Raw genomic sequence first — 20,208 nt, forward strand, 5'->3', positions numbered from 1 at the left:
CCGGTCTGAGAGCGCGTCTCGCCCTGCGGGCAGCGGCACCCGATCACCCTGCCCAGAACCACGGCCGCAGACCGGTATGGCGTTCAGGAGGAGGCACCGCGCGCGTGACCACAGAACTCTGCTCCGTGACCGGCGTCCGCCAAGCCATCACCGTCGTTCTCCCCGTACGCCTGCCGGCAACCCCGTCCTGGGACGAGGGCCCCATCCCGTTCGAACTCGGCAGCCGCCGCGCCGACGCGCAGACCCGGCAGACGTACTTCACCCCGGCAGCGGCGCGGGTACTGTACGGAACGCCGGAACGCCCCTGCCGGTGGCACCGCTTCGTGCAGCTCACCCACGGCCCACTGCACCTGCACGGCCTGGAGCTGCTGCGCACCGCGACCGACCGCTCCCACCGGCACGCGCTGGCGATCCTGCACTTCAGCGTCGAAGGGCCGGCGCTGCTGGATACCCTACGCGCCATCGGCCACCGCCATACGGCGGGCGACGATCCGCTGACCGGACCGCTGGACCCGCACGCCCTGCTCAGTGGAGTGGCAGAGCTCAGAACGGCTGAGTCGCCGTTCGCCATCGCCCGCCCCTACACGGTGGCCTTCTTCACCCCCGGCCCCGAGCACACCGCTGCCCTACGCCATGACGACCGGCTGGCGGACACAGCCGATCGCTGGCTGTGGCAGCTCGCCTCCCGCTCCACCGACGCCGACTTTCCCTCGGCGCCCGAGCACCTGGCGTCCCAGACCGACGCCACCGTCCGGATCTCCGCCGACTGGAGCGCACTCGTGCTCCGCCACGGAGCGGCCTTCCTCGGGCACCGCCCGGACCAGGGCGACGGCGATTTCTACGACTTCGCCGCCCTGCACCACCGCACCATCTACCTCGACGCGCTACTCCTCGGCACGGTGCAGCGGGACCACATCGATGAGCTCACCGACGCACTGTCCGGCGTCTTCGACGATCCGAACCTCGGCCCACGGGTCGCCACCCTGGAACAGCGCATCGCCAGTTTCCGCAGCACCTACTGGCGCCAGCATCTGACCGCCCACGGCCCGGCCAACGAACTGCTCCTCGCCTTCCAGGCGCAGTACCGCCTTCCGGACCGCTTTGCGGAGATCCTCGCGGAGGCGGCCGACTACTCCCGGCTCGTCCAGACACAGGACAGTCAGCAGATCGCCGGCGCCCTCGGCGTACTGACCATCCTCGGGCTCCCGCTGAGCACCGCCCTGGGCATCCTCCAGGTGCTCGACGACCACGACCCCGGCCATTTGCTGCTCGCCCTCGGGGCCGCCGCCCTCGCCACCGCCGTCGCGTTCACCAGCCGCTACGGCCGTCTCGTCCTGTCGTCCCTGCGAGACCGGGTCCGCAGCGGGCCGGACTGACCGCACCCGGCACGCCAACCCCCTTGCAGAAACTGGCAGTTGAGGTAAACGACCTTGGTACCATCGAATAAAAACTGCCGAAGAGGACACGGACGACGTGACAGTCAACGAGGGCGGGTCACTCCGGCTTTACAAGAAGGCTTTACGGTACGCCGAGTCGGACCCCGAGGTCTTTCTCAGCACCGCGAGGAGAGCGGCGGAGTCGATCCTCTTGGATATCGCCATGCAAGAAGCGGTCGGCTCCAAGCCGACACTCGAATCCTTACTGACCGTCCTGGCGGCCAAAGGGCTCGTCCCACCGAAGGTGGTGCTGGCCGTACGGACGATCCAGAATTACGGGAACTACGGCAGTCACGCGCAGCAGAACTTGGACGAGGAGATCTCCAGCGAAGACATCCGCCCGTGCCTCAACGCCTTGACACAATTGGCCGTCTGGTACGGACGCACGAGCAAGGCACTGGCTGAGGACGAGGCCCGGCAGAGCCTGACCGACATCCAGGGCACCGCATGCACCACGCGCCTTGCCGATTCCACACTGATCGTAGTGAAGGCCCTGCTGCTGGGCTGCGGTTTCGAGCAGTTGCTCAGCCAGCGCAACCACCGGCTGGTGCAGGTCCAGTTACCGTGGTCGGACCACCTGGTCAGGGACGTCTCCGGCCGCCTGCTCGACCTCGCGATCTACAACGAGCGGCGGGTGCATCGCCTGCTCGAAGCGGAGGAGCGGGTCCGGGACCAGGTGGTGCCCCTCGGACGCGTCGGCTATTCGATGGGCGGGCGCAATTTCTACCTGCTCGCGGCACGCGCCGGCCGCTGGGGAAACATGACCGCGGAGGAATTCCTGGCGGATCCCGCCGGAGCACAAATCGCGGTGCCCAAACTCAGCGATATGTTCGACAACATCCTGGCGGCATTCTCCACCGACGAGGCCGGCCTACGGGACATGGGTGTGACCATTCTGGACGTCCCCCACCATCTCGGCCTGGAACTCTTCCACCTGAACCGCGACGTACTGGCCGTGGGCGGGCAGAACCTCCGCATGCACGCGCGCGACGACGACGGCTATTTCGAACTGCTCAACTCCGAGATGCTGCCGTCGCAGGCGCAGGAAACGCTGCGCTCGGCAGCCGCCAACGTCCTGATCGCCAACCGGTCATGGCTCACGGACGTGGGCGCCGAACCGGCCGATCTCCACCGTGAACTGATGCGCCGCTTCCACGACCTGGGGGCGGAGAAGAGCCGGTTCGAGGAACTCGTCCAGGACCTCGTCACCCATGCCTCCTTCCCGCAGGAAAGCAGCCGCGCAGGACGGGAACGGCTGGTGCGCCATGTCCTGTTCGAGAGTTACCGGCTGGGAGAGGCATGCTAGAGCGCGACCGCACGGCCCCTCCTGAAGGAGCCAGGGCGGCGAAGCGGGTGCTCGTCGCCGGGGGCGCCAACTTCGACGTCATCATCACGGCGGCCCGGCTGCCGGAGGAGCACGAGAAGCTCCGCGGCGGTTCGTTCTCGGCGACGCCGGGTGGTTCCGCGGCCAACACCGCGCTGGGCCTGGCCCGGCAGGGCTGCGCGGTCCGGCTGGTATCGGCAGTCGGCAATGACGCCCTGGGACGCGTCTGCCTCGACGACCTCCGAGCAGGAGGCGTGGACACCTCGCTGGTCCAGGTTGATCCCATCGCCCGGACCAGCATGGCCATCGTCTTCTCAGCGGGTACGGGAAAGCGGATGATGACGTTCGCGGGCGCGGACCGCGAGGCCGCGATCGGGGCGGTCACCGAAGGCGACGTCCGCGCCGTGGACCACCTGCACGTCGTCGGTGAGCCCACTCCGCCGCTGAGGCGGCTGGTGAGCCTGGCCCGGCAGTACGGCCGGTCGGTCTCGGTCGAGTGGAACGGCCGCGACATGAGCACGCTCGCCCGGGGGCCGTACCTGAACCTGATGAACGCGGACGAGGCGCGGTCCCTTCCCGGTGCCTCACCGGACGACACTGCGGCCACCGCACAGCGGTACGCCGAAGCGCTCAAGGGCGAGGTGATCGTGACACTCGGTGCCCGCGGTGCACTATGGGCATCGCCCGGCCGTCCGCCCCTGCACGTCCCCACCCGATCCGTCGAACCAGTGGACCGCACCGGTGGCGGCGATGCCTTCAACGCCGGCGTCATTGCCGGTTGGCTCAGCGGCGCATCTCCGGAGCACTGCCTACGCCGGGGACTCGACGCAGCGTTGCACGTCATCACGAGGATAGGAGCACAACCATGACCAGATGGCTCGGCATCGCCCTGCTCCCGGACGCGGACCACCTCAGGTCCGCGATCCGGCTGCAGAAGGACATCGGCGGCGAGCACCAGCTGCGTCCGCCCCTGACGGCGGACGGGAACCTCCCCCATGTGACCGTCTTCCAAGGGCCGTTCACCGATGCGATCGACCCCGAGGCAGAACTCGACAAGGTCGGTGGCTCGGTACCGCTGCCGAGCACGGTGCGTCTCACCGCCACCGGCATCGTCTACCAGCCCACCGGCTGGGTCTTCCTCGCCCTGGAAAGGCCGCCCCTGCTGATGAGCCTGCAGGAAGCGGCACTCGACGCCCTGGACGGCCATCTCGACCGTGCGGCTTTCGATCGGACCAAGGACACCTCGCGGTTCTCCGAGAGTGAGCGCGCCAGCTTCGCGCGCTACGGATACCGCTACACCGGCGACGCCTACGCTCCCCACATCACCCTCGGGCGGGCCGAGGAACAGGTCGCCCAGGACCTGGTGCGCACCGCACCCGAGCGCACGTCCGTACCGAAGGAGTGGGTGTTCGACCGGCTCAGCTTCTATGTGATGGGCGAGCACGGAGCCCACGCAACGACGCTGGCGGAACGAACTCTGGGCCTGACGTGAGCGACGCTGCCACGCTCCAGGCGGTCGCCGAGGAGGCCGTCGACGCCGGGAACGCCTGCTTGGCCCGTGCCCAGCGGGGTGACGGGACAGCGAGATGGTTCAAGCCCTCGGGGGAAGAGGTGACCGCCGCGGACATCGAGGTCGAGCGGGTGATCTCGCAGGCCCTGCGACGGCGCACCCCCGACATCCCGGTCGTCGGCGAGGAGTCCGCCGGCGCCTGGCCGCCGCCGACCAGATGCTGGCTGCTGGACCCCATCGACGGCACCATGAATTTCGCGCGCGGGGCTCCGTTCTACGCCGTCTCATTGGCGTACGTGGAAGACGGACAGCCCCGTCTCGGTGTCATCGACGCTCCGGCCCTCGGCCGCCGGTGGCGTACGGGACCGCAGGGCGGGGGGCGAAGCGCCGCGACGCCCCCCGCCCGGAAGGTGCACGAGGCGGTCATCGGCATCACGGGCACCGGCTCCGCCGACGCCCTCCTCGGCCCGCGCATCGGGCAGCTGCAGGCGGCGGCGTGCCGGGTGAGGATGCAGGGCGCCATGAGCCTGGACCTCGTCGGAGTGACGGAGGGCTGGCTGGACGCCTGCGTGTGCCTGCACCCCAAGCCATGGGATGTGGCGGCCGGCGTGGCCCTCCTCCGTGAGCGGGGCACAGCGGTCCTGGGTGACGGCGGTCAGGACTTCGCTTTCGGTTCCCCGCTCCTGGTGGCGGGCAACGCGTCTTTGGCGCAGAGCGTGCTGACCGTGCTCACGGTGGCGGAGCAGCACCATTCGGCGCGGCCGGCTGAGAAGGGCGACGACGGCTGAACCGAGAGGGCAGCTGGTAAAGGAATCGGCTGGCGGAGGGCTCCGACAATGCTTGCGTACCGCACCGAGACATCCCCTCACCGGGCAATGGCATCCTGGACCCACCGGGCCGCAACCGGCCGGGTCGAGGGAGGACGGCGATGGCGACCGAGACGGCAGGGCAGCGGCAGGTGGGCGGGCCGCCGGCGACCGCGGCGGTGCGGTCACCGGACGTGCGACCGATGCGGGCCGACGCCCGCCGCAACTACGAGCGGCTGCTGACCGAGGCCCGTACGGCCTTCACCGAGCACGGTACGGACACCTCGCTGGAGGACATCGCGCGCCGCGCCGGCGTCGGCATCGGCACCCTCTACCGGCACTTCCCCAACCGCACCGCCCTCATGGGCGCGGTCTTCCAGAGCGAGGTCGACGCCCTGCTCGCCCATGCCAGGGACCTCGCCGACGCCCCGCAGCCGTGCGCCGCGCTGGTCGACTGGCTGCGGGCGATCATCACCCATGCCAGCACCTACCGTGGACTGTCCCGCGCCCTGATGACGGCATCGGCGGACGAGAGCTCGGGGATGGCGCGGTGCAGCGTGCCGATGCGGGAGGCCGGCGGCGCGCTGCTGGCCCGCGCCCAGGAGGCCGGGGCGGTACGGCCCGACGTCAACATCAGCGATCTGATGCAGCTGACCAACGGCATCGCACTGGCCGTCGAGGAGTCCCCGGACGACCCGAAGCTCGCCGACCGGCTGCTGACCCTGACCCTGACCGGCCTGAAGCCCTGACCGGACGGGACCTGCCCCAGCGCTCCTCAGCGGCGCCGCGGCGCGAGGTCCGCGACCCGGCCGCCCGGCGCCTCGGACAGCGACGGGGCCGACCGCAGCTGCGGCCCCCCGCCCCCGGCCGGCCCGTGGCTGCGCCGCTGGCCCGGCAGCGGGACGTCCCGCCGGGGGCCCCGGCGGTCACCCGCCCCGCCGTCCAGGCCCGGCTGGCCGGCACCGTGCCCGGCACCCGTACCGCCGGCGACGGCGATCTGGACGCCCTGGTCGGCCAGCGCCTGGAGCTCCGTCGCGGCCCGGTCGTCGTGGGCCGGCGGCTCGTCCGTCACCAGACGGGTGATCACATCCGTCGGCACGGTCTGGAACATCGTGTCGGAACCGAGCTTGGTGTGGTCGGCGAGCACCACCACCTCCCCCGCCGCCTGCACCAGCGCCCGGTCGACGCTGGCGGAGAGCATGTTGGACGTGGACAGCCCGCGCTCGGCGGTCAGCCCGCTGCCCGACAGGAAGGCGCGGGACACCCGGAGCCCCTGCAGGGACTGCTCGGCACCGCTGCCGACCAGCGCGTAGTTGGAGCCGCGCAGGGTGCCCCCGGTCATCACCACCTCGACGCGGTTGGCGTGCGCCAACGCCTGGGCGACCAGCAGGGAGTTGGTGACGACGGTCAGCCCGGGCACCCGGGCGAGCCGGCGGGCCAGCTCCTGGGTGGTCGTCCCGGCGCCGACGACGATGGCCTCGCCCTCTTCGACGAAACCGGCCGCGAGATCGGCGATGGCCGTTTTCTCCGCGGTCGCTAGATGGGATTTCTGCGGGAATCCGGATTCGCGGGTGAAGCCTCCCGGGAGGACCGCGCCGCCGTGCCGGCGGTCGAGCAGTCCCTCTGCCTCCAGCGCCCGCACGTCCCGCCGTACGGTCACTTCGGAGGTCTGGACGACGCGGGCGAGCTCCCGGAGCGACACCGCTCCGTTGGCGCGCACCATTTCAAGGATCAATTGGCGACGTTCTGCAGCGAACACGAAACTGACAGTAACGCCAACGACCGTCTGTTTTCAGCAGGTTGCACCAATTAACGGAAGTTGTTCACGCCGCACAGCGTGACGTGGTATGCGCGGCGCATATGTCGCCGGTACCTCGAACTCCCCTGCCCCGCACACCGCTTGCTGCCTGGTCAACCGGCCTGACGGCCGGGCCGCGGCGGAACCGGCCGACGGCCCCGCGACCGGCCTCCCCGTAGTGGACTGCAGGGACGTTTCATCCCAAGTGCTCACCGGGGGCACAAAGTTTTCAATCGCCGTTCGCCGGCGGCATATCGGCGCTTTATCGGTTGTTCACCGTGGTCACGGCCGCCCGCCGCCGCGCACCGGCCGCCGGGCACCCGCCCGCCGGCCGGCCACGCGCTGCGCCCTACTCGCTGCCCGTCTTCCGCGCGTGCAGCTGCCGGGCGACCTCGGCGATCGAACCGGACAGCGACGGGTACACGGTGAAGGCGCTGGCGATCTGCTCGACGGTCAGATTGTTGTCGACCGCGATCGAGATCGGGTGGATGAGCTCGCTGGCGCGCGGGGAAACGACCACACCGCCGACCACGATGCCGGTGCCGGGACGGCAGAACAGCTTCACGAAACCGTCGCGGATGCCCTGCATCTTCGCCCGCGGATTGCGCAGCAGCGGAAGCTTCACGACCCGGGCGTCGATCTTCCCGGCATCGACATCGGCCTGCGAATAGCCGACCGTGGCGATCTCGGGGTCGGTGAAGACGTTCGCGGACACCGTCTTGAGGTTGAGCGGCGTGACCGCGTCACCGAGGAAGTGGTACATCGCGATCCGGCCCTGCATGGCCGCGACCGACGCCAGCGCGAAGACGCCGGTGCAGTCACCGGCCGCGTACACGCCCGGCGCGCTGGTCCGCGAGACCTTGTCCGTCCAGACGTGGCCGGACTCCTTCAGCTTGACCCCGGCGCCCTCCAGCCCGATGCCCTCGGTGTTGGGGATCGAGCCGACCGCCATCAGGCAGTGCGTACCGGAGATCGTCCGCCCGTCGGACAGCGTCACCTCGACCCGGTCGCCCACCCGCTTGGCGGACTGCGCCCGCGAGCGCGCCATGACGTTCATGCCGCGCCGCCGGAAGACGTCTTCCAGGACCGCGGCGGCGTCCGGGTCCTCGCCCGGCAGCACCCGGTCCCGGGACGAGACCAGCGTGACGCGGGAGCCGAGCGCCTGGTAGGCGCCGGCGAACTCGGCGCCGGTGACACCCGACCCGACCACGATGAGCTCCTCGGGCAGCTCGTCGAGGTCGTAGACCTGCGTCCAGTTCAGGATCCGCTCACCGTCGGGCAGCGCGTCCGGGATCTCGCGGGGGTGCGCGCCGGTGGCGATCAGCACCGCGTCCGCGATCAGGCCCTCGGTCGTGCCGTCCGCCGCGGTCACCGTCACCTTGCGCGAACCGTCCGGCGCCTGGCCCGGCTCCAGCCGGCCGCGGCCGCGCATGACCCGGCCGCCGGCACGGGTCACCGACGCCGTGATGTCATGCGACTGGGCGAGCGCGAGCCGTTTGACCCGTCGGTTGACCTTCCCCAGGTCCACGCCCACGACGCGGGCCGGCCGCTCGTTGTGCGGGGTGTCGTCCTCGACGATGATGCCGAGCTCTTCGTACGACGAGTCGAAGGTCGTCATCACCTCGGCCGTCGCGATCAGGGTCTTCGACGGCACGCAGTCGGTGAGCACCGACGCCCCGCCCAGACCGTCGCAGTCGACGACGGTCACCTCCGCGCCGAGAGAGGCCGCCACCAGGGCCGCTTCGTATCCGCCGGGTCCGCCACCGATGATCACGATCCGAGTCACGTACTCCATTGTCCCGCACGCCCGTACGTCCCTCGCGCCCGGGGGCGGAGTGGAGGCGGAGTGCGGTCCCTACGTGCGCCGGGGCACGCGCTGCCCCGCCCTTGTACGAACCTCCGGTACCAGGAGCCCGACGGGCATCCTCCCGTACCCTCGGAACCATGTCGCTCTACGCCGCGTACGCCGGCAACCTCGACGCGCGGCTGATGTCCCGCCGCGCACCGCACTCGCCGCTGCGCGGCACGGGCTGGCTCAGCGGCTGGCGACTCACCTTCGGCGGCGAGCAGATGGGCTGGGAAGGCGCCCTCGCGACGGTCGTCGAGGATCCGGACTCCCAGCTCTTCGTCGCGCTCTACGACATCGCCCCGATGGACGAGGAGTCCATGGACCGGTGGGAGGGCGTCGGCATGGGCATCTACCGCCGGATGCGGGTCCGGGTGCACACCCTCGAAGGCGACGAGACCGCCTGGATCTACGTCCTCAACGGCTACGAGGGCGGCCTGCCCTCCGCCCGCTACCTGGGCGAGATCGCCGACGCCGCGGAATCCGCCGGCGCCCCGCACGACTACGTCATGGAACTCCGCAAGCGGCCCTGCTGACGGGCGCGGGCGGCCGGGCCTGCCGACCCGGCGCCGTCCGGCCGTGCTCACGTCACGTCCCGTGGCGTGCTCACGCCACGTCCCGGGCGCGACCGCGCCGGGTCCCGCGGCGCGTTCGTCGAAAGCCACAAGACCACGTTCCCCGCACCGTGAGCAGCGACATCTACGCGCGTAGGGGAATACCGGCTACCCTCGTCCGCGTGAACGCATCTGTTACCCCGGACATCGCGCGCGACCCCCAGGGCGCCGCCGACGCCGCCGCCGCCCGCCTGCGCGAGCTGACCGGCGCCGAGACCCACGACGTCGCCCTGGTGATGGGCTCCGGCTGGGCGCCGGCAGCCGAGGCCCTGGGCGCGCCCGAGCACGAATTCCCCGTCACCGAGCTGCCCGGCTTCCCGCCCCCGGCCGTCGCCGGCCACGGCGGCAAGATCCGCTCCTACCAGGTCGGCGAGAAGCGCGCCCTGGTCTTCCTCGGACGCACCCACTACTACGAGGGCCGGGGCGTCGCCGCCGTCGCCCACGGCGTCCGCACCGCCGTCGCCGCCGGCTGCAAGACCGTCGTCCTCACCAACGGGTGCGGCGGTCTGCGCGCGGGCATGCGCCCGGGCCAGCCGGTCCTCATCAGCGACCACCTCAACCTCACCGCCACTTCCCCGATCGTCGGCGCGAACTTCGTCGACCTGACGGACCTGTACTCGCCGCGCCTGCGCGCGCTGTGCAAGGAGATCGACCCGAGCCTGGAGGAGGGCGTCTACGCCCAGTTCCCCGGCCCGCACTACGAGACCCCGGCCGAGATCAAGATGATCCGGACCCTGGGCGCCGACCTGGTCGGCATGTCCACCGTCCTGGAGGCCATCGCGGCCCGCGAGGCCGGTGCGGAGGTGCTCGGGCTGTCGCTGGTGACCAACCTCGCCGCCGGCATGACGGGTGAGCCGCTCAACCACGAAGAGGTCCTGCAGGCCGGCCGCGACTCCGCGACCCGGATGGGGACCCTGCTCGGACAGGTCCTCAGCAAGATCTGAGTCCGGCCGAGGCCCCGGTCACGGTCGGACGCCGCCGGCCGTGGTCAGACCGCCGAGGCCCCGGCCGTGGTCAGGCCGGGGCCGGCCGGTGGTTCCCCGCACCCACCTCACCCACCGCACCCACAGGCAGGAGCATGACGTGGCTACCGAATCCGCGGAGCTGATCGACCGGGCCCAGGCTTGGCTGGCCGAGGACCCCGACCCGGAGACCCGGGACGAGTTGTCCAAGCTGATCGCGGCCGAGGACACCGACGAGCTGGCGGCCCGGTTCGCCGGCACCCTGCAGTTCGGCACGGCCGGGCTGCGCGGGGAGCTGGGCGCGGGCCCGATGCGGATGAACCGTTCGGTGGTCATCCGGGCCGCGGCCGGCCTCGCCGCGTACCTCCGGGCGAAGGGCGAGGGTTCCGGCCTGGTCGTCATCGGCTACGACGCGCGCCACAAGAGCGCCGACTTCGCGCGGGACACCGCGGCCGTCATGGTCGGCGCCGGCCTGCGCGCCGCGCTGCTGCCGCGTCCGCTGCCCACCCCCGTCCTGGCCTTCGCGATCCGGCACCTGGGCGCGGTGGCCGGCGTCGAGGTCACCGCCAGCCACAACCCGCCGCGCGACAACGGCTACAAGGTCTACCTGGGTGACGGTTCGCAGATCGTGCCCCCGGCCGACGGGGAGATCGCCGCGGAGATCGCCGCGGTGCGCTCGCTGGCGGACGTCCCACGGCCCGAGTCCGGCTGGGAGACCCTCGACGACGCGGTCCTGGAGGCCTACCTGGCGCGCACCGACGCGGTGCTGACGCCCGGCTCGGCGCGGGACCTCGACGTCGTCTACACGCCGATGCACGGCGTCGGCCGGGACGTGCTCACCGCCGCCTTCGCCCGGGCCGGCTTCCCGGCCCCCGTGGTCGTCCGGGAGCAGGCCGAGCCGGACCCGGACTTCCCGACGGTGGCGTTCCCCAACCCGGAGGAGCCGGGCGCGATGGACCTCGCGTTCGCCACCGCCCGGGAGCGGGGCGAAGACGTCGACCTGGTGATCGCCAACGACCCGGACGCGGACCGCTGCGCCGTCGCCGTTCCGTCCCCCGGCACCCCGGAGGGCTGGCGGATGCTGCGTGGTGACGAGGTCGGCGCGCTGCTCGCCGCCCACCTCGTCAGCAAGCAGGCGTCCGGCACGTTCGCGACGACCATCGTCTCCTCGCAGCTGATGTCCCGTATCGCCGCGGCCGCCGCGCTGCCCTACGAGGAGACCCTGACCGGCTTCAAGTGGCTGGCCCGGGTGGACGGTCTGCGGTACGCCTACGAGGAGGCGCTCGGGTACTGCGTCGACCCGGAGGGCGTCCGCGACAAGGACGGCATCACCGCCGCCCTGCTGGTCGCCGAGCTGGCCGCGGAGCTCAAGCGGGCCGGCCGGACCGTCGCCGACCTGCTGGACGACCTCGCGGTCGAGTTCGGGGTGCACGCCACCGACCAGCTGTCGGTGCGGGTCGAGGACCTGACGCTGATCGCCGACGCGATGCGCAGGCTCCGCGAGCAGCCGCCGGCCGCGCTGGCGGGTCTGGCGGTGACCCGGGCGGACGATCTGAACCAGGGCACCGACGCCCTCCCGCCGACCGACGGGCTGCGCTACTACCTCTCCGGCTCCCCGGAGGCCGGTATCGAGTCCGCCCGGGTCGTGGTGCGTCCCAGCGGCACCGAGCCCAAGCTGAAGTGCTACCTGGAGGTCGTCGCGCCGGTGTCCGGTCCGGAGGCGCTCGAAGCGGCGCGTACGAAGGCGGCCGCCGCGCTGGCCGCCATCAAGGAGGACCTGTCGGCGGCGGCCGGGATCTGACGGTCACCGCACGGCTTGGAAAGGCCCCTCGCCCGCGGGCGGGGAGCCTTTCCCTGGGTGTCGAGGGTGAAGTCGGTGCCCTGTTTCTCCCTCGCCCGCGGGCGGGGGGCCTTTTGTACGGGAGCCGGAGCCCGCAGGATGTCAGAGGGCGAGCATCACGGCCAGGCCGACGGCACCGACCGCGAGGGGCGCGAGGATCCCGTACGACCAGCGGACCACCGGCTCACCCTGGGCGTCCGCCCGGCCCGCGACGCGTTCCTTGATCTCGCGCAGCTCGTCGAGCGCCTGGTCGGCCATGGCCCGCGGCACCGGCCCGGCGCCGGCGTCCGGGCCGAACCGGGGGGCGTCCGCGCCGGCGCCGCGCAGGGCCTGCCGGTTCGCCTTCTTGCGCTGCCGCAGCGAGACCGGGATCGCCCAGAGCTGGAACTTCCCGGCGGTGGTGAAGACCTCCGTGGCGAACGAGGCCCGCAGCTCCTCGACCGCACCCCACGGGAGCGTGATCGTACGGAAGGGGTTGCGCACGGTCAGCCGCTCGTCACCGGCCCGTACCAGCGGCCGCAGGGTGAAGGCGGCCACCAGCGGGACGCCGAGGAGCAGGGCGAACACCGTGGTCAGCCTGGTGTGCGGGGTGCCGCGCAGCAGGGCGTCGGCGCCGAGCCAGCCGCCGAGCAGCAGGAGCAGGACGCCGCCGACGAGGGACGCGGGCGAGCGGTAGCTGCGCTCGGCGTACTGCTGCGGTGGCGGGGTGGTCCGGTCCTGGCGCGTCATGCCGCCGATTCTGCCTGACCGTCCGGATGCCGGACATTGCGTTACGGCATCATTCGGGCCGACGGCCGGAATGGCGGCATCCAGGGGGATGACATTGCGCTACGCGCGTAGATATGCTCCCCTCGTGACCATGCCCATCACTGTTCCCGCATACGGCAAGGAAGCCGCGGGGCGTCTGGCGTCAATGGCGGACGTGACCGCCGACGACGGTGCGCTGCGCCGCTTCCTCCACGGCCTCCCCGGCGTCGACGCGGTCGGCCTTGAGGCCCGCGCCGCCACCCTCGGCACCCGCTCGATCAAGACCACGGCGAAGGCGTACGCCATCGACCTCGCCATGTCGATGATCGACCTGACGACCCTCGAAGGCGCGGACACCCCGGGCAAGGTCCGGGCGCTGTGCGCCAAGGGCATCAACCCCGATCCCACCGACCGCACCGCTCCCCGGGTCGCGGCGATCTGCGTCTACCCCGACATGGTCGCGACGGCCAAGGAGGCGCTCGGCGACTCCGGCATCCACGTCGCGTCCGTCGCCACCGCGTTCCCCGCCGGCCGCGCCGCACTGCCGGTCAAGCTGGCCGACACCCGGGACGCGGTCGCGGCCGGCGCCGACGAGATCGACATGGTGATCGACCGAGGCGCCTTCCTCTCCGGCCGCTACATGGCGGTCTTCGAGGAGATCAAGCAGGTGAAGGAGGCCTGCCGCCGCGAGGACGGCAGCGCCGCCCACCTGAAGGTCATCTTCGAGACCGGCGAGCTCCAGACGTACGACAACGTCCGCCGGGTCTCCTGGCTGTCGATGCTGGCCGGCGCCGACTTCATCAAGACCTCCACCGGCAAGGTGGCCGTGAACGCCACCCCGCCCGTCACCCTGCTGATGCTGGAGGCGGTGCGCGACTTCCACGCCGCCACCGGCGTGCAGGTCGGCGTGAAGCCGGCCGGCGGGATCCGCACCACCAAGGACGCCATCAAGTACCTGGTGATGGTCAACGAGACGCTCGGCGAGCCCTGGCTGACCCCCGACTGGTTCCGCTTCGGCGCCTCCAGCCTCCTGAACGACCTGCTGATGCAGCGCCAGAAGCTCAGCACCGGCCGCTACTCCGGCCCCGACTACGTCACGGTGGACTGAGGCACCCATGACCTTCGATTACGCACCCGCACCCGAGTCCCGCTCGGTCGTCGACATCGCGCCGTCCTACGGGCTGTTCATCGACGGCGAGTTCGCCCCGGCCGCCGACGGCAAGGTCTTCAAGACCGTCTCCCCGTCGTCCGAGGAGGTCCTCTCCGAGGTCGCCCAGGCCACCTCCGACGACGTCGACCGGGCCGTGAAGGCCGCCCGCAAGGCGTTCGAGAAGTGGTCCGCGCTGCCGGGCGCCGAGCGCGCCAAGTACCTGTTCCGGATCGCCCGGATCATCCAGGAGCGCTCGCGCGAGCTGGCCGTCCTGGAATCGCTCGACAACGGCAAGCCGATCCGCGAGTCCCGCGACGCCGACCTGCCGCTGGTCGCCGCGCACTTCTTCTACTACGCGGGCTGGGCCGACAAGCTCGACCACGCGGGCTACGGCCCGAACCCGCGCCCCCTGGGCGTCGCGGGCCAGGTGATCCCGTGGAACTTCCCCCTGCTGATGCTGGCGTGGAAGATCGCCCCGGCGCTGGCGACCGGCAACACGGTCGTGCTGAAGCCGGCCGAGACCACCCCGCTGTCCGCCCTGTTCTTCGCCGACGTCTGCCGCCAGGCGGGCCTGCCCAAGGGCGTCGTCAACATCCTCACCGGAGACGGCTCGACGGGCGCGGCGCTGGTGGCCCACCCCGACGTCAACAAGGTGGCCTTCACCGGCTCCACCGAGGTCGGCAAGGCCATCGCCCGCACGGTCGCCGGCACGGACAAGAAGCTCACCCTCGAACTGGGCGGCAAGGCGGCGAACATCGTCTTCGACGACGCGCCGATCGACCAGGCCGTCGAGGGCATCGTCAACGGCATCTTCTTCAACCAGGGCCACGTCTGCTGCGCCGGCTCCCGTCTCCTCGTGCAGGAGTCGGTCCAGGATGAGCTGCTGGACGCCCTCAAGCGCCGGATGCAGACCCTGCGCGTGGGCGACCCGCTCGACAAGAACACCGACATCGGTGCGATCAACTCCGCCGAGCAGCTGGCCCGGATCACCGCGCTGGCCGACGCGGGCGAGGCCGAGGGCGCCGAGCGCTGGGCCCCCGCCTGTGAACTCCCCTCCGCCGGCTACTGGTTCGCCCCGACGCTCTTCACGGGTGTCACCCAGGCCCACCGGATCGCCCGGGAGGAGATCTTCGGCCCGGTGCTGTCCGTGCTGACCTTCCGCACCCCGGCCGAGGCCGTGGAGAAGGCCAACAACACCCCGTACGGCCTCTCCGCCGGCATCTGGACGGAGAAGGGCTCGCGCATCCTGTGGATGGCGAACAAGCTCCGCGCGGGCGTCATCTGGTCCAACACGTTCAACAAGTTCGACCCGGCCTCGCCGTTCGGCGGGTACAAGGAGTCGGGGTTCGGCCGCGAGGGCGGCCGGCACGGTCTGGAGGCGTACCTCGATGTCTGAGCGTCTGTCGGTCTTCAAGACCTACAAGCTGTACGTGGGCGGGAAGTTCCCGCGTTCCGAGAGCGGCCGGGTGTACGAGGTGAGTGACGCGAAGGGCAACTGGCGGGCGAACGCACCCCTGTCCTCCCGCAAGGACGCCCGCGACGCGGTGGTCGCCGCGCGCAAGGCGTTCGGCGGCTGGTCGGGCGCCACGGCGTACAACCGCGGGCAGATCCTCTACCGCATCGCCGAGATGCTGGAGGGCCGCCGCGACCAGTTCGTCGCCGAGGTCGCCGACGCCGAGGGGCTGTCCAGGTCCAAGGCCACCGCCCAGGTGGAGGCGGCGATCGACCGCTGGGTCTGGTACGCGGGCTGGTCCGACAAGGTCGCCCAGATCGCCGGCGGCGCCAACCCCGTCGCAGGCCCGTACTTCAACCTCTCCTCGCCCGAGCCGACCGGTGTGGTCGCGGTCCTGGCCCCGCAGGAGTCGTCGTTCCTGGGCCTGGTCTCGGTGATCGCGCCGGCGATCGTCACCGGCAACACCGTCGTGGTGGTCGCCTCGGAGAAGTCCCCGCTGCCGGCCCTGTCGCTGGGTGAGGTGCTGGCCACGTCCGACCTGCCGGGCGGTGTGGTCAACGTCCTCTCGGGCCGTACGGCGGAGATCGCCGCGCCGCTCGCCGCCCACCAGGACGTCAACGCGATCGATCTCGCCGGTGCGGACGCCGAGCTGGCCAAGGAGCTGGAGACCGCGGCGGCCGACAACCTCAAGCGGGTGCTGCGCCCGCGCGCCGAGGACTGGAGCGCCGACCCGGGCACGGACCGGCTGCTGGCCTTCCTGGAGACGAAGACGGTCTGGCACCCGATGGGTGTCTGATCCGGACGCGTCCACGACACACCACCGCCCCGGGTGCCGCGGCACCCGGGGCGGTGGTGTGTCCATAGGCGGACGGGAGTTCGTGGCTCAGCCGGGCAGGACCCGTTCGACCTTGTTGACCAGCGGGACGTCGCGGACCGCCGCGCCGCGCGAGAGGCTGCCGGTCACGAGAGTGGTGCTGAGCGGCTTGAAGTCGGCGACCTGGGTGCCGACGGCGTTGGCGAGCGGATCGACGGGGGTGTTGGCGAGCGGGTCCACCTGGACGTTCTTCAGCGGCCCGACGCCGCCGGCCGCGGAATGCAGCAGCGCTCCGGTCAGCGCGGAGGCGGTGGCACCGGTGTCGGTGCTGCGCTGCTCCTTGCCGTGCCGGTCAGGGCTGTGGTGGTCAGGACCGTGGTGATCAGGACCGTGGTGCGGGGTGGACGCGGGGGCCGCGCCCGCCGTCGCCGCACCGCCCCCCGCGAGCGCGGCGCCGGCCGCGGAGACCACCAGGCCGGCGCGCAGCAGGGTGCGCGGGACTCGGCTGGGCTTGGGACGTGCGTGGGAGGGCATCTGCCACCTGCCTGTGGTTCGGAAGCGTCGGAATGCGTCGGAAGCGTGAGGCGTTCCAGGGGCGTTGAGTAATCGTCTGGCTGCGTAGCGTAGTTGAGCTGCGGGCGGGCGGGCCAGCTCGCGCGCCAGGGGTAGCCCACACGGCGCAATACGGGACAATGGCTGCCCGTGACTTCCGACTCCGCCACCCGGCCGCCCTCCCCCGCGCTCTCGACCCCGGTCGAACCGGGAGGTGCCCGCACCCGCGTCGTCCTGCTGACCGGCCCGTCCGGCACCGGCAAGACGTCACTGGCCGCCCACAGCGGTCTGCCCGTGCTCCGTCTCGACGACTTCTACAAGGAGGGGACGGATCCGACGCTGCCCCAACTGCCGGACGGCGGCGGCGCGGACTGGGACTCGCCGCTCTCGTGGGACGCCGCTGCCGCCGTCGCGGCGATCGAGGCGCTGTGCCGTACGGGGCGCACAAACGTCCCGGTGTACGACATCTCCCTCAGCGCCCGGGTCGGCGCCGCGGAGCTCGATCTCCGGGGTGCCCCGCTGTTCATCGCCGAGGGCATCTTCGCCGCCGACGCGATCGCGGCGTGCCGGGCGGCGGGCCTGCTGGCCGACGCACTGTGCCTGCGCGGGCATCCGGTCACCACCTTCCACCGGCGGCTTCGGCGCGACCTGCGGGAGGCCCGCAAACCGTTCCTGTACCTGATACGCCGGGGGCTGCGGCTGCTGCGCGCCGAGCGGTCGGTGGTGGCCCGGCACATCGCGCTGGGCGCCCATCCGTGCGCGAGGCCGGAGGCGCTGGTGCGTCTTTCCGCGGCGGGCGCGGCCCGTGCCGCGGCCGCGCGGCGATCGGCCGTAGGCTCCTGACGTCCGACCGGGCACTTCGGGTGCCCGGCAACTCAGGGAGGACGTACCGATGCCGAGGGAGCACCACTACCGCACGACGGTCACCTGGACCGGCAACAACGGCACGGGGACCAGCAATTACCGGGCGTACGGGCGGGACCACGAGGTGAGCGCCGAGGGCCCGCCGCCGCTGCCGGGCACCGCGGACCCGGCGTTCCGCGGGACGGCCGACCGCTGGAACCCCGAGCAACTCCTGCTCGCCTCGCTGGCGCAGTGCCACATGCTGTCGTATCTGGCGCTGTGCGCGCTGGCCGGCGTGGTGGTGACCGGATACGCGGACGACGCGGCCGGCACGATGGCGGAGGACGGCCGGGGCTCCGGCCACTTCACCGAGGTGGTGCTGCGGCCGCGCGTCGAGGTGGCGTCGACGGACGACGTCGAACGGGCCCGGGCGCTGCACGTCGACGCGCACGAGAAGTGCTTCATCGCCAACTCGGTGAACTTCCCGGTCCGGCACGAGCCGGAGGTGACCGTGCGGGCGGCGTGAGCGCGCGCGGACGGCGGACGCACGGAAGCGGGCTCGGGCAGACCCCCCGGCCGCCCGAACCCGCTCATTCCCCCCGTACTTCCCCCGTACTTCCCCCGTGCTCCCCCGTATCCCCGATCCCCCTCGGGCCTTTCCCCGCGGGCATCCCCCTTCAGGTGCCCTCGGGTGTTTCCCCCGTGCGGCGCGGCCCGTTCCCCCGGCGGGCCGCGCCGTTCCTTCAGGCCACCAGCTCGCCGAAGGACTCTTCCTCGTCACGGCCGAAGCTGAGCACCTCGTCGTCGCGCAGCCGTCGCAGCGCGCGCCAGATGCTCGACTTCACCGTGCCGACACTGATGTTGAGGATGTCCGCGATCTCCGGGTCCGTGCGGCCCTCGTAGTAGCGCAGCACCAGCATGGTGCGCTGCGTCTCGGGCAGCCGGGCCAGCGCCTGCCACAGCACGGCACGCAGCTCGGTGCCGCGCATCGCGTCCACGTCGCCGGCGGTCTCCGGCAGCTCCTCGGTCGGGTACTCGTTGAGCTTGCGCCGGCGCCAGGCGCTGATGTGCAGGTTGGTCATGGTGCGGCGCAGGTAGCCGCCGAGCGCCGCCTTGTCGCTGATCCGGTCCCAGGCCCGGTAGGTCGAGAACAGCGCGCTCTGCAGCAGGTCCTCGGCCTCGTGGCGGTCACCGGTCAGGTGGTAGGCGGTGGCGTACAGGGAGGCGCGGCGCTCCTGGACGTAGGCGGTGAAGGCCGCTTCGGCCTCGGCCGCCTCCGACGCGGAACGCCGTTCCCCCGTGGCCTCCCCGTACTCCGCTCCCCCGTTGTTCCCCCCGTGGACGGCGCTTCCCCCGTGCCGTCCCGTTCCCCCGTTGATCTCCACCGTCGTCGCGTCGATGGCCACCATGTACGGCGGCCGCTGACGCCCGATGCCGCGAGCACACCCCCGCGAACCCACGGCACCGGACTTCTCCGGCGTCCGTACGACGTCGTGGAGTCGCGTGACAACTGCGCTGGAAGTGGTGCCGTGCGTGGTCATCTCGCGCCCCCCGTCGTAGAGCCGGCTCGTCGGTCCGTTTCGGTGTCCCGGGCGGTGATCGGTGTTGATCTCTCCCGGTGACCCAAAGCCTGCCAACCCAGTTTCATCGCGTTGTCCGCCGACTGTCACAGCCCTGTCACAGGGGCAGGTCCGGCGGTGCGGGCGGTTCGCGGGGGCGGCGGCCCGGGTAGGCCGGGGCCACTGGTCGATGTCCCGGCGCCCCATGGGCCAGAATGGCTGCCGTGCCTTTCCTGTTGCTGATCGAGGACGACGACGCCATCCGCACGGCCCTCGAACTCTCGCTGTCCCGCCAGGGTCACCGTGTGGTGACCGCGGCGACGGGCGAGGACGGTCTGAAGCTGCTGCGCGAGCAGCGCCCGGACCTGATCGTGCTGGATGTGATGCTGCCGGGCATCGACGGTTTCGAGGTGTGCCGCCGGATCCGGCGTACGGACCAGCTGCCCATCATCCTGCTCACCGCGCGCAACGACGACATCGACGTCGTGGTGGGGCTGGAGTCCGGGGCGGACGACTACGTCGTCAAACCGGTCCAGGGGCGGGTGCTGGACGCCCGGATCCGGGCCGTGCTGCGCCGCGGGGAGCGCGAGTCCAGTGACTCGGCGACCTTCGGTTCGCTGGTGATCGACCGGTCCGCGATGACCGTCACCAAGAACGGCGAGGATCTGCAACTGACCCCGACCGAGCTGCGCCTGCTGCTGGAGCTGAGCCGGCGGCCCGGCCAGGCCCTGTCCCGGCAGCAGCTGTTGCGCCTGGTGTGGGAGCACGACTACCTGGGCGACTCGCGCCTGGTGGACGCCTGCGTGCAGCGGCTGCGGGCGAAGGTGGAGGACGTGCCGTCCTCGCCGACGCTGATCCGTACGGTCCGCGGGGTCGGCTACCGGCTGGACTCGCCGCAGTGAGGGAAGGCATCACGGACGGCGGGACGGCGCAGGAGCGCGCGCAGGGCCCGGC

Annotated in this window: 20 protein-coding genes; 15 read left to right on the forward strand and 5 right to left on the reverse strand. The window is 71.7% G+C overall.

Features of this window, described 5'->3' with window-relative positions:
- Positions 1-104 precede the first annotated feature (104 nt).
- From AB0G35_RS08290 to AB0G35_RS08315, 6 genes are all read left to right on the forward strand, one after another.
- Entirely contained in the window at positions 105-1,376 is a 1,272-nt protein-coding gene (locus tag AB0G35_RS08290) for a hypothetical protein (protein WP_360945650.1), read from the forward strand.
- A 97-nt stretch (positions 1,377-1,473) separates the two neighbouring features.
- The gene (locus tag AB0G35_RS08295) at positions 1,474-2,742 is read left to right on the forward strand and encodes a DUF4145 domain-containing protein (protein ID WP_360945653.1); all 1,269 of its coding nucleotides are present in this window, start codon (positions 1,474-1,476) and stop codon (positions 2,740-2,742) included.
- Complete coding sequence (locus AB0G35_RS08300) at positions 2,736-3,629, forward strand: carbohydrate kinase family protein (RefSeq protein ID WP_360945656.1); 894 nt, start codon at positions 2,736-2,738, stop codon at positions 3,627-3,629. Before AB0G35_RS08295 ends, AB0G35_RS08300 begins: the two co-directional genes overlap by 7 nt.
- A complete protein-coding gene (locus AB0G35_RS08305) occupies positions 3,626-4,252 on the forward strand; it encodes a 2'-5' RNA ligase family protein (protein WP_360945659.1) in 627 nt (208 codons plus the stop codon). The genes AB0G35_RS08300 and AB0G35_RS08305 overlap by 4 nt, the downstream gene beginning before the upstream one ends.
- Positions 4,249-5,058 carry an inositol monophosphatase gene (locus AB0G35_RS08310; RefSeq protein WP_360945662.1) on the forward strand — a complete coding sequence of 270 codons (810 nt, stop codon included), beginning with the start codon at positions 4,249-4,251 and terminating at the stop codon, positions 5,056-5,058. The genes AB0G35_RS08305 and AB0G35_RS08310 overlap by 4 nt, the downstream gene beginning before the upstream one ends.
- A 221-nt stretch (positions 5,059-5,279) precedes the next feature.
- On the forward strand, positions 5,280-5,825 hold the full coding sequence (locus AB0G35_RS08315) for a helix-turn-helix domain-containing protein (RefSeq protein WP_360946055.1): 546 nt from the start codon (positions 5,280-5,282) through the stop codon (positions 5,823-5,825).
- Between the two features lie 26 nt (positions 5,826-5,851).
- On the opposite strand, the gene AB0G35_RS08320 is transcribed toward AB0G35_RS08315, so the two are convergent.
- Both AB0G35_RS08320 and AB0G35_RS08325 read right to left on the reverse strand, forming a co-directional pair.
- Entirely contained in the window at positions 5,852-6,835 is a 984-nt protein-coding gene (locus AB0G35_RS08320; protein WP_360945665.1) for a DeoR/GlpR family DNA-binding transcription regulator, read from the reverse strand.
- A gap of 388 nt (positions 6,836-7,223) precedes the next feature.
- On the reverse strand, positions 7,224-8,669 hold the full coding sequence (locus AB0G35_RS08325; RefSeq protein WP_360945668.1) for an NAD(P)H-quinone dehydrogenase: 1,446 nt from the start codon (positions 8,667-8,669) through the stop codon (positions 7,224-7,226).
- Positions 8,670-8,818: 149 nt separating this feature from the next.
- Between AB0G35_RS08325 and AB0G35_RS08330 the strand changes: the two genes are divergently transcribed.
- The 3 genes from AB0G35_RS08330 (at position 8,819) to AB0G35_RS08340 (ending at position 12,097) form a co-directional block, all read left to right on the forward strand.
- Positions 8,819-9,256 (forward strand): gamma-glutamylcyclotransferase, encoded by a 438-nt coding sequence (locus AB0G35_RS08330; RefSeq protein ID WP_030413146.1) that lies wholly within the window; start codon positions 8,819-8,821, stop codon positions 9,254-9,256.
- A 200-nt stretch (positions 9,257-9,456) separates the two neighbouring features.
- Positions 9,457-10,278, forward strand: a complete 822-nt coding sequence (locus tag AB0G35_RS08335; protein ID WP_265361368.1) for a purine-nucleoside phosphorylase — start codon at positions 9,457-9,459, stop codon at positions 10,276-10,278.
- Between the two features lie 139 nt (positions 10,279-10,417).
- A complete protein-coding gene (locus tag AB0G35_RS08340; RefSeq protein ID WP_360945673.1) occupies positions 10,418-12,097 on the forward strand; it encodes a phospho-sugar mutase in 1,680 nt (559 codons plus the stop codon).
- A gap of 141 nt (positions 12,098-12,238) precedes the next feature.
- Here AB0G35_RS08340 and AB0G35_RS08345 read toward each other — a convergent pair whose 3' ends face one another.
- Complete coding sequence (locus AB0G35_RS08345; RefSeq protein WP_360945676.1) at positions 12,239-12,865, reverse strand: PH domain-containing protein; 627 nt, start codon at positions 12,863-12,865, stop codon at positions 12,239-12,241.
- Positions 12,866-12,995: 130 nt separating this feature from the next.
- On the opposite strand from AB0G35_RS08345, the gene deoC reads away from it, so the two are divergent.
- Genes deoC through AB0G35_RS08360 form a run of 3 tightly spaced genes read left to right on the forward strand, consistent with a single transcriptional unit; the run spans position 12,996 to position 16,282 of the window.
- A complete protein-coding gene (deoC, locus tag AB0G35_RS08350) occupies positions 12,996-13,991 on the forward strand; it encodes a deoxyribose-phosphate aldolase (protein WP_360946058.1) in 996 nt (331 codons plus the stop codon).
- A 7-nt stretch (positions 13,992-13,998) separates the two neighbouring features.
- Positions 13,999-15,429, forward strand: a complete 1,431-nt coding sequence (locus tag AB0G35_RS08355) for an aldehyde dehydrogenase family protein (protein ID WP_360945679.1) — start codon at positions 13,999-14,001, stop codon at positions 15,427-15,429.
- Positions 15,422-16,282, forward strand: coding sequence for an aldehyde dehydrogenase family protein (locus AB0G35_RS08360; RefSeq protein ID WP_360945682.1), 861 nt, complete (start codon positions 15,422-15,424; stop codon positions 16,280-16,282). Before AB0G35_RS08355 ends, AB0G35_RS08360 begins: the two co-directional genes overlap by 8 nt.
- Before the next feature lie 87 nt (positions 16,283-16,369).
- Here the strand turns inward: AB0G35_RS08360 and AB0G35_RS08365 are convergent, their stop codons facing one another.
- Positions 16,370-16,834: a hypothetical protein gene (locus AB0G35_RS08365; protein ID WP_360945685.1), complete on the reverse strand. Its 465-nt coding sequence runs from the start codon at positions 16,832-16,834 to the stop codon at positions 16,370-16,372.
- Between the two features lie 252 nt (positions 16,835-17,086).
- Between AB0G35_RS08365 and AB0G35_RS08370 the strand changes: the two genes are divergently transcribed.
- Positions 17,087-17,695, forward strand: coding sequence for an ATP-binding protein (locus AB0G35_RS08370; protein WP_360946061.1), 609 nt, complete (start codon positions 17,087-17,089; stop codon positions 17,693-17,695).
- A gap of 49 nt (positions 17,696-17,744) precedes the next feature.
- Positions 17,745-18,221: an OsmC family protein gene (locus AB0G35_RS08375; RefSeq protein WP_360945688.1), complete on the forward strand. Its 477-nt coding sequence runs from the start codon at positions 17,745-17,747 to the stop codon at positions 18,219-18,221.
- Positions 18,222-18,438: 217 nt separating this feature from the next.
- Here the strand turns inward: AB0G35_RS08375 and AB0G35_RS08380 are convergent, their stop codons facing one another.
- Positions 18,439-19,236 carry a SigE family RNA polymerase sigma factor gene (locus AB0G35_RS08380; protein WP_360945691.1) on the reverse strand — a complete coding sequence of 266 codons (798 nt, stop codon included), beginning with the start codon at positions 19,234-19,236 and terminating at the stop codon, positions 18,439-18,441.
- Between the two features lie 242 nt (positions 19,237-19,478).
- On the opposite strand from AB0G35_RS08380, the gene afsQ1 reads away from it, so the two are divergent.
- A complete protein-coding gene (gene afsQ1 / locus AB0G35_RS08385) occupies positions 19,479-20,156 on the forward strand; it encodes a two-component system response regulator AfsQ1 (protein ID WP_026169550.1) in 678 nt (225 codons plus the stop codon).
- The last annotated feature ends 52 nt before the right edge of the window (positions 20,157-20,208 follow it).

Origin of the sequence: Streptomyces sp. NPDC021749 (assembly GCF_040640655.1) — a bacterium.
In the GTDB taxonomy this organism is placed as follows: Bacteria; Actinomycetota; Actinomycetes; order Streptomycetales; family Streptomycetaceae; genus Streptomyces.

What these genes read in the sequence shown, in the direction of transcription:
- AB0G35_RS08300 (WP_360945656.1), top strand. Translation starts at nt 2,736, where the DNA reads ATGCTAGAGCGCGACCGCACGGCCCCTCCTGAAGGAGCCAGGGCGGCG.
- AB0G35_RS08305 (WP_360945659.1), top strand. Translation starts at nt 3,626, where the DNA reads ATGACCAGATGGCTCGGCATCGCCCTGCTCCCGGACGCGGACCACCTC.
- AB0G35_RS08315 (WP_360946055.1), top strand. Translation starts at nt 5,280, where the DNA reads ATGCGGGCCGACGCCCGCCGCAACTACGAGCGGCTGCTGACCGAGGCC.
- AB0G35_RS08325 (WP_360945668.1), bottom strand. Translation starts at nt 8,669, where the DNA reads ATGGAGTACGTGACTCGGATCGTGATCATCGGTGGCGGACCCGGCGGA.
- AB0G35_RS08330 (WP_030413146.1), top strand. Translation starts at nt 8,819, where the DNA reads ATGTCGCTCTACGCCGCGTACGCCGGCAACCTCGACGCGCGGCTGATG.
- AB0G35_RS08345 (WP_360945676.1), bottom strand. Translation starts at nt 12,865, where the DNA reads ATGACGCGCCAGGACCGGACCACCCCGCCACCGCAGCAGTACGCCGAG.
- deoC (WP_360946058.1), top strand. Translation starts at nt 12,996, where the DNA reads ATGCCCATCACTGTTCCCGCATACGGCAAGGAAGCCGCGGGGCGTCTG.
- AB0G35_RS08355 (WP_360945679.1), top strand. Translation starts at nt 13,999, where the DNA reads ATGACCTTCGATTACGCACCCGCACCCGAGTCCCGCTCGGTCGTCGAC.
- AB0G35_RS08360 (WP_360945682.1), top strand. Translation starts at nt 15,422, where the DNA reads ATGTCTGAGCGTCTGTCGGTCTTCAAGACCTACAAGCTGTACGTGGGC.
- AB0G35_RS08365 (WP_360945685.1), bottom strand. Translation starts at nt 16,834, where the DNA reads ATGCCCTCCCACGCACGTCCCAAGCCCAGCCGAGTCCCGCGCACCCTG.
- AB0G35_RS08375 (WP_360945688.1), top strand. Translation starts at nt 17,745, where the DNA reads ATGCCGAGGGAGCACCACTACCGCACGACGGTCACCTGGACCGGCAAC.
- AB0G35_RS08380 (WP_360945691.1), bottom strand. Translation starts at nt 19,236, where the DNA reads ATGACCACGCACGGCACCACTTCCAGCGCAGTTGTCACGCGACTCCAC.